Raw genomic sequence first — 6,827 nt, 5'->3', positions numbered from 1 at the left:
GCAAATCGCGGAAAGTATTGCAAGCTCGTTGCTAAATAAAAATAATTCTCAATTAATTGTTAAGAAAATCTAAAGTCGAATTTTGCTAAGTTATGAATATTAAAATTAATATAGATTATATATAAGTTAAAGTTATCATACATCAGAGATCATAAATAGGTTTGCTGATAACATTTATGAATGTTATAAAATAATAGGACTTACGTATAAGTTACGGAAGAATGAACCAAGAAGAACGCAAAGAACACGAAGTTAAGAGGGTTTCAGAGATATTTTGCGTAAATACCAATTTCTTCTATCCTAGACAAATCACAGGATACTAACTCTCTTCCTGTACACAAATTCTGGATTTAGGGGGCTTACTACTTTTGCTACTGCTTCTATTTAAGAATTTTTGAGAGATGGCGGTATCTGCTAAATTATCTAAAACCTGTTGACGATTTTCTAAAACAGAATTGTACCAATTTGTGTTTATTTACTGACAACTAACTAAAATCGCAAGTAATACATTAATTGAGCGATCGCTTCCCCTGATAATTTTAACCGTTTTTGGAAATCAAGTAAACTTAGGTAAGGACCTGCTGCCAGTCGGTTTTCTATAACTGTCTGTGCTAGGGATAAATCAATAAAAGGAATTTTACGCAAACCCTCAACTGTTGCTGTATTGGGATTAATTAGTTGGGGTTTATCTAAGGAATTATTGTCATAATAGTTAAATTTTAACATGGGTTTTACTGGTTCTAATCGCTGCACTGGTATACTTAAAGCCGCAGCTACATCTTCAATACAATAAAATACTACACCAGCGCGGGAAAGTTCCACTAGAGATCGGCATTGGTGAATTGATAACCCAGGTAAACGCAACCAATCATCCACAGTCGCTTGATTAGCATCAATTCCCAAGCCTAGTTCAGCCGCTATTTGCACTTCTTCACCAGATTGTAAACGATAATAGGGGTCATTGAGTAATTTAACCCGGAGCTTTTGTAATTTCAGATTTAACGGTAGCCACTTATTCATATTTTTACAGTTATAAATAAGTAATTTTTAGTTGCGCTAATCATCATCAAATCTAACTTTTTTATCACTTAGGAACGGAGAGGGAGGGATTCGAACCCTCGTATACATTACTGCATAACAGACTTTCCAGGTCTGCGCCTTCAACCACTCGGCCACCTCTCCAGGTGTCTCGCTTTACAATCCTACAACAGAATTTTCAAAAAAGCAAGCATTTTAAAAAAATATTTTTTTTCATGACTCCCTGACCTGAAAATGCGGGGTTTTCCACCTATTTTCTTATAATAGACTTTGACACCCCCAAATCGGAAAAGCTAAAAATCAAAATGGTTCAAACCCACACCATTAAAGTTTATAATCGCCAAACTGGTATATCCCATACCCTGGAAGTTCCCGAAGACCGTTATATTTTGCACACTGCTGAACATAACGGGGCTGAACTCCCCTTTTCTTGTCGTAATGGGGCTTGTACAACTTGTGCGGTAAGAGTTGTATCAGGAGAAATTTATCAACCAGAAGCCATTGGCCTTTCCCCAGCTTTACGCCGTCAAGGGTACGCCTTATTATGTGTAAGTTACGCTCGTTCTGATTTAGAAGTAGAAACACAAGACGAAGATGAAGTTTATGAACTTCAATTTGGGCGCTTTTTTGGTAAAGGTAGAGTTAAAGCGGGTTTACCCTTAGATGAGGACTAATACTTTTTCTGTGTTCAAGTTCACAAATTTCATGGCGAGGACGATCTCTATCCTATTCCGTCTTCGCATTCTTGTGACAAAAATAAAAATAATTATATTGTTGAGTTTGTTATTTTTGGTAAGTTGTCAAAGCCAAAATAAATCCGCAACAATTCCCTCTGATGTGAAATTAGCGCGGGTTATGAGTGGACAAAGTTTGGAAGTGTTGGGAATGGAAACACAACCCAATTTAACCTCCCAAATTCGATTAATTGGTTTGGATGCTCCAGATTTGGGTCAAACTCCTTGGGGAGAGGATGCAAAAAAAACACTAGAAACTTTGATTGGTGGTGTAAATCAATCTATAAAACTGGAATTTGACCTAGAAAACAAGGATAAATTTAACCGTACCTTAGCTTATGTATGGAAAGATCAACTATTGTTAAACGAAGAAATCATTAAACAAGGATATGCTTTATTTGTAGCGCGATCGCCTAATATTAAATATAATCAACGTTTACAACACGCCCAACAATGGGCCAGAATCATGGGGAAAGGTATCTGGAACCCTGATCAACCTATGCGAATAACTCCTGGAGAGTATCGTCGTCTTTATCGTTAAATCCACTGATAACTAACAACTAACAAATATGCAAATTTTTCTAGATATGGCTACGGAAGCAGCCCTGTCCGCAGGTGTAGTTTTACAAGACTATTTAGGTAAATTAGAAAACACAATCACCGAAAAAGGCCGTCCGGGTGACTTAGTTACTGCTGCTGATAAAGCTTCTGAACAGGTAATTTTAGAAGTCTTGCGTCGTCATTTTCCCCAACACTCAATTTTAGCAGAAGAGTCGGGAAAACTGGGAAATCAAGACCATGATTTTCTCTGGGCTATTGACCCTCTCGATGGTACAACTAATTACGCCCATCAATATCCTTGTTTTGCTGTTTCCATTGGTTTATTGATTCAGGGTGTACCCAAGGTAGGAGTAATTTATGACCCTTTTCGTGATGAATTATTTCGGGCTGGGGCGGGTTTAGGTGCAACCCGTAACCGTCGTCCTATTCATGTTTCAAAAACAGCGGAATTAAATAAAAGTCTGTTGTCTAGTGGATTTGCTTATGATCGTCGAGAAACCGCTGATAATAATTATCCTGAATTTTGTCATCTGACCCATCTTACCCAGGGTGTGCGTCGTGGTGGTGCAGCCGCCTTAGATTTAGCCTATGTAGCCTGTGGACGACTTGATGGTTATTGGGAGAGAGGAATAGCTCCTTGGGACGTTGTGGCTGGGATAATATTGGTTCAGGAAGCGGGAGGAAAGGTCACTGCTTATGATGGGACTCCGATAAAAATTGAATCGGGGAGAATTTTAGCTACTAATGGTCATCTTCATGATAGTCTCAGTCAAAAATTGATGCAAGTTCCCCGTTTATCTAGTTGGACATGATTTTTTGATCATGATTTTGGGTAAGAAATAGGAATACTGTCAGTTAAGAAACATCCGCACCCAAGGCTATCCTAATTACCCAAAATATCATTAAAGAGGCGATCGCTAACCAATCGGCTATTTTTAACTTTAATTCTTGCCATTTAACCTGATGTTCATTAGGACTAGTAAAACCCCTAACCATCATCGCATTGGCCATTTGTTCAGCCCGCAAAAGCAGATTTTTTAATAGTCTTTCGGTAACAATTAACCAAACTTTTGCTCCTGCTTTTAATCCTAACTTTTTCCAATTAATTGCCCTAGTCATAACGGAACGAACCAAGTTTTGGATTTCTTCTAAAACCAGGGGAATAAACCGCAAAGATAAGGTTAAAGTTAGGGTGATTTCTGTAACTGGAATATTCAATTTTCTTAAAGGCTGCATTAAACTTTCCATTCCCGAAGTAATTTCTTCTGGTGAGGTTGTAAGCAAATATAAATTAGTGCTGTAGATTAATGTAAAAACTATTGTACTCAAACTAATTGCTAAATCCCAAGAACGGTGACTTACTTTCACAAATCCCTGGTGAAATAACACATAGCTATATTGTTTATTATTATCTGCTGTAGTCGGGGTAATTTGCGTTTTTTTATCAGTGCTTGGTTGCGTGAGAATTTGCTCATTTCCAGGTAAACGCGACTGATAATTTATGCCTAATCCATCGGGACTAATTGCGCCAATAGCTAATACCATAAATGATAATACCAACAGCCAGCCCATTTGTTGTCGCCATACTCTAAGCGGAATTTTAGCAAACACCGTCAAAAGAATTAGTAGTAATACCAGTAATAACCGCCAATAATTATTAGCGAAAACATAGCTACTTAGAAAGCTCAATAACCAAATTAACTTAACTCGCGGGTCAAGTTTATGTAACCAAGTTTGTGGATCTTCTAAGTAAAGTCCGATGGGTAGCGATCGCAGTAAGTCCATATTTTTGTCATTGTTCAGTTATCATTTGTCAGTTGTCAAGATTATCAATTCCAGGAAGATGACCAACTGACAATAGTTCTTTATTTTACACGAGTAGCTCGATTCGGACCACCAATTTCCATGTCTCGAACTTTCTTACTGCGCCAAAATAACCGAATGGGTGTCCCTTGAAAGCCCAACTGTTTACGGAATTGTCGTTCGATGTAACGGCGATAATTCTCATTAAAGCGGGAAGCATCATTTACAAACAAAGCAATAGAAGGAGGTTGACTACTCACCTGAGTCCCATAATATATTTTACCCTGACGACCGCCCCGGGATGTCGGTGGTGAATGCCAACTGATAGCATCTTCTAGCACTTCATTAATTACCGATGTACTTACACGGCGTTTATGTGATTCAGCGGCTTCGTTGACCAATTCTAAAATCTTTTCTACTCTTAATCCTGTAACTGCACTCACAAAAATAGTATCTGCCCATTCAGTAAAATGTAAGCGAGATTCTAAATCTTTTTCATAATCATAAATGGTGTAAGAGTCTTTTTCGATAGCATCCCACTTGTTAATAACAATAACACAAGCGCGACCTTCTTCTAAAACGCGCCCAGCTAATTTTTGATCTTGTTCGGTTACACCGTCTATGGCATCAATCACTAATAAAACCACATCAGCCCGACGAATAGCTTTGAATGCGCGGTTAATACTGAAAAATTCCGTCCCGTATTCTATATGTTTCTTTTTGCGAATACCAGCGGTATCAATTAACCTGTAAGTTTGTCCACCTCGCTCAACTATCGTATCAATTGTATCTCTAGTTGTTCCAGAAATAGGACTGACAATAGCTCTATTTTCACCGACAAAGGTATTAAGTAGACTGGATTTACCCACATTTGGGCGGCCGATAATAGCGACTTTAATTTCTGGATTTTCCTCTACTTCTGTTGCATAAGGAATGTGATTCATTAACTCATCGAGAATTTCCCCCGTACCACTACCATGAATAGCGGAAATGGGGAAAGGTTCACCTAGTCCTAATTCCCAAAATTCAGCGGCTTGAATCACTCCTTGATCTGGGGATTCGCATTTATTCACAGCCAATAATACGGGTACTGGTTGCTGACGTAACCATTCGGAAATTTCTTCATCTGCGGGCATTAGACCTGCTTGCCCATCAACTACGAAAATCGCCGCAGAGGCTTCTGCAAGAGCCGTTAAAGCCTGTTGGCGAATTAAAGGTAAAAATTCGGTGTCATCGTTAAAAACTAAGCCGCCTGTGTCCACTACGACAAATTCCCGATCATTCCAAAATGCTGGACGATACGTGCGATCGCGTGTTACACCTGGTTCATCGTGAACTATTGCTGTTTGATCTCCAGCAAGACGATTTACAAAGGTAGATTTGCCCACATTTGGGCGGCCGATAATTGCAACAATTGGCAATGGCATAAACTAGAGTTCTTTAGTGCTGAGTGTGTAGGTGTGCTGAGTTTTGTCTCTACGTTCTTCACCCAGCACTGTTTTAGAGAACTATTTATCTTATCATGGTTTTTGATAATTAAAGATAATTAAATTTGTTTGTGGAATCAGATATTATAGAACCCTGAATTTTTAGAGAAATCAGGGTTCTAAATATCAGGATATTTAACTAGATTTCATTCAGAAATTGAAGCAACTGGATCTTCAATTTCAGAGGATACACTAGGTAATTCTAGACAATATCCAGCCCCATAGACGGTTTTAATGTAGCGTGGATGACGAGGATCGGGTTCAAGTTTGGTTCTCAAATGACGAATATGTACGCGAATAGTCTCAATGTCATCATCAGGATCATAACCCCAAACTTCTCTGAGGATTTCACTGGGGGAAACGGTTTGTCCGTGACGTTGTAGCAAGCAGTGGAGTAACTCAAATTCTAAATGAGTCAATTTCACTGTTGTTTTGAACCAGATAGCCTCAAATCTTTCAGGAACAAGGGTAAGAGATCCATAGTTGAGAATTTCACTATGTTTTGCTGCTTGGGGAATTCTGTCAGTGCGTCGCAATAAAGCCCGTATCCGTGCTAATAATTCCTCTACCTCAAACGGTTTTGTAAGGTAGTCATCCGCACCAGCATTAAACCCTTCTACCTTATTCTGAGTTTGGCTTAAAGCAGTCAACATCAATACAGGAATCTCAGCAGTGCGCTCATCCCGACGTAAGCGTTGACAAACTGTAAACCCATCTACTTTGGGTAACATCAGATCAAGCATAATTAAGTCTGGTTGTAGCTGGAGAGCCAGCGCTTGACCTTTGATACCATCTTCGGCTTGACTAACATCGTAGCCCGCCATTTCCAAGTTGACGGCAACAAGTTCTGAAATCGCTAGGTCATCATCTATGACAAGAATCCTCGGCATTCTGAAAAATTATAACTACTTTATTTAAGGATAATTGACGTTCCCCCCACTACCAAAAGTTGGCTGTGCTAATTCTGGTAGAAAGTTGAGGGACTTTTGAGATCATCAAGCAAACCGTAAACTTTTGTTTTCCTTGATATATAAAAAGATTACCATCTTAATTATAAAAAATATGTTAAATCTAATATAGAACCTATTTAGGATCTGTGATGGGATAATGGCTGCTCTTTTGAATATCAACTTTAGATTTAGAAAATCACAACTCGTCCTAATCTATTGTTGGCGTGACTAAATGCAGTTAGATCTTACCACAC

General features: G+C 38.7%; 7 protein-coding genes and 1 tRNA gene. 3 read left to right on the top strand and 5 right to left on the bottom strand.

Annotated features, from left to right (window positions below):
* Positions 1-489 precede the first annotated feature (489 nt).
* Together ACIR310F_RS0104785 and ACIR310F_RS0104780 are read right to left on the bottom strand one after the other, a co-directional pair.
* On the bottom strand, positions 490-1,020 hold the full coding sequence (locus ACIR310F_RS0104785) for a helix-hairpin-helix domain-containing protein (protein WP_028082834.1): 531 nt from the start codon (positions 1,018-1,020) through the stop codon (positions 490-492).
* Between the two features lie 75 nt (positions 1,021-1,095).
* Positions 1,096-1,182, bottom strand: a tRNA-Ser gene (locus tag ACIR310F_RS0104780).
* A gap of 161 nt (positions 1,183-1,343) precedes the next feature.
* On the opposite strand from ACIR310F_RS0104780, the gene ACIR310F_RS0104775 reads away from it, so the two are divergent.
* From ACIR310F_RS0104775 to ACIR310F_RS0104765, 3 genes are read left to right on the top strand one after another with little or no spacing between them, the layout of a single operon-like run.
* Positions 1,344-1,712, top strand: a complete 369-nt coding sequence (locus ACIR310F_RS0104775; protein WP_028082833.1) for a 2Fe-2S iron-sulfur cluster-binding protein — start codon at positions 1,344-1,346, stop codon at positions 1,710-1,712.
* Positions 1,713-1,743: 31 nt separating this feature from the next.
* The gene (locus tag ACIR310F_RS0104770; protein ID WP_035367624.1) at positions 1,744-2,313 is read left to right on the top strand and encodes a thermonuclease family protein; all 570 of its coding nucleotides are present in this window, start codon (positions 1,744-1,746) and stop codon (positions 2,311-2,313) included.
* Positions 2,314-2,341: 28 nt separating this feature from the next.
* Positions 2,342-3,145 (top strand): inositol monophosphatase family protein, encoded by an 804-nt coding sequence (locus ACIR310F_RS0104765; protein WP_028082831.1) that lies wholly within the window; start codon positions 2,342-2,344, stop codon positions 3,143-3,145.
* Positions 3,146-3,188: 43 nt separating this feature from the next.
* On the opposite strand, the gene ACIR310F_RS0104760 is transcribed toward ACIR310F_RS0104765, so the two are convergent.
* The 3 genes from ACIR310F_RS0104760 to ACIR310F_RS0104750 all read right to left on the bottom strand — a co-directional run bounded on the left by ACIR310F_RS0104760 (position 3,189) and on the right by ACIR310F_RS0104750 (position 6,513).
* On the bottom strand, positions 3,189-4,118 hold the full coding sequence (locus ACIR310F_RS0104760; protein ID WP_028082830.1) for an energy-coupling factor transporter transmembrane component T family protein: 930 nt from the start codon (positions 4,116-4,118) through the stop codon (positions 3,189-3,191).
* Between the two features lie 80 nt (positions 4,119-4,198).
* Complete coding sequence (gene der, locus ACIR310F_RS0104755) at positions 4,199-5,563, bottom strand: ribosome biogenesis GTPase Der (RefSeq protein WP_028082829.1); 1,365 nt, start codon at positions 5,561-5,563, stop codon at positions 4,199-4,201.
* 206 nt (positions 5,564-5,769) lie between these two features.
* Positions 5,770-6,513 (bottom strand): response regulator transcription factor, encoded by a 744-nt coding sequence (locus tag ACIR310F_RS0104750; RefSeq protein ID WP_028082828.1) that lies wholly within the window; start codon positions 6,511-6,513, stop codon positions 5,770-5,772.
* Positions 6,514-6,827 lie beyond the last annotated feature (314 nt).

Origin of the sequence: Dolichospermum circinale AWQC310F (genome assembly GCF_000426925.1) — a bacterium.
Classification (GTDB): Bacteria; Cyanobacteriota; Cyanobacteriia; order Cyanobacteriales; family Nostocaceae; genus Dolichospermum; species Dolichospermum circinale.
Note: the sequence above shows the minus strand (reverse complement) of the source record. Positions and strands in the feature narration are given on the sequence as shown.

Bases quoted from the DNA above. Each gene is read 5' to 3' on its own strand.
- ACIR310F_RS0104785 (WP_028082834.1), bottom strand. From the start codon at position 1,020: ATGAATAAGTGGCTACCGTTAAATCTGAAATTACAAAAGCTCCGGGTT.
- ACIR310F_RS0104765 (WP_028082831.1), top strand. From the start codon at position 2,342: ATGCAAATTTTTCTAGATATGGCTACGGAAGCAGCCCTGTCCGCAGGT.
- ACIR310F_RS0104775 (WP_028082833.1), top strand. From the start codon at position 1,344: ATGGTTCAAACCCACACCATTAAAGTTTATAATCGCCAAACTGGTATA.
- ACIR310F_RS0104750 (WP_028082828.1), bottom strand. From the start codon at position 6,513: ATGCCGAGGATTCTTGTCATAGATGATGACCTAGCGATTTCAGAACTT.
- ACIR310F_RS0104770 (WP_035367624.1), top strand. From the start codon at position 1,744: ATGGCGAGGACGATCTCTATCCTATTCCGTCTTCGCATTCTTGTGACA.
- der (WP_028082829.1), bottom strand. From the start codon at position 5,563: ATGCCATTGCCAATTGTTGCAATTATCGGCCGCCCAAATGTGGGCAAA.
- ACIR310F_RS0104760 (WP_028082830.1), bottom strand. From the start codon at position 4,118: ATGGACTTACTGCGATCGCTACCCATCGGACTTTACTTAGAAGATCCA.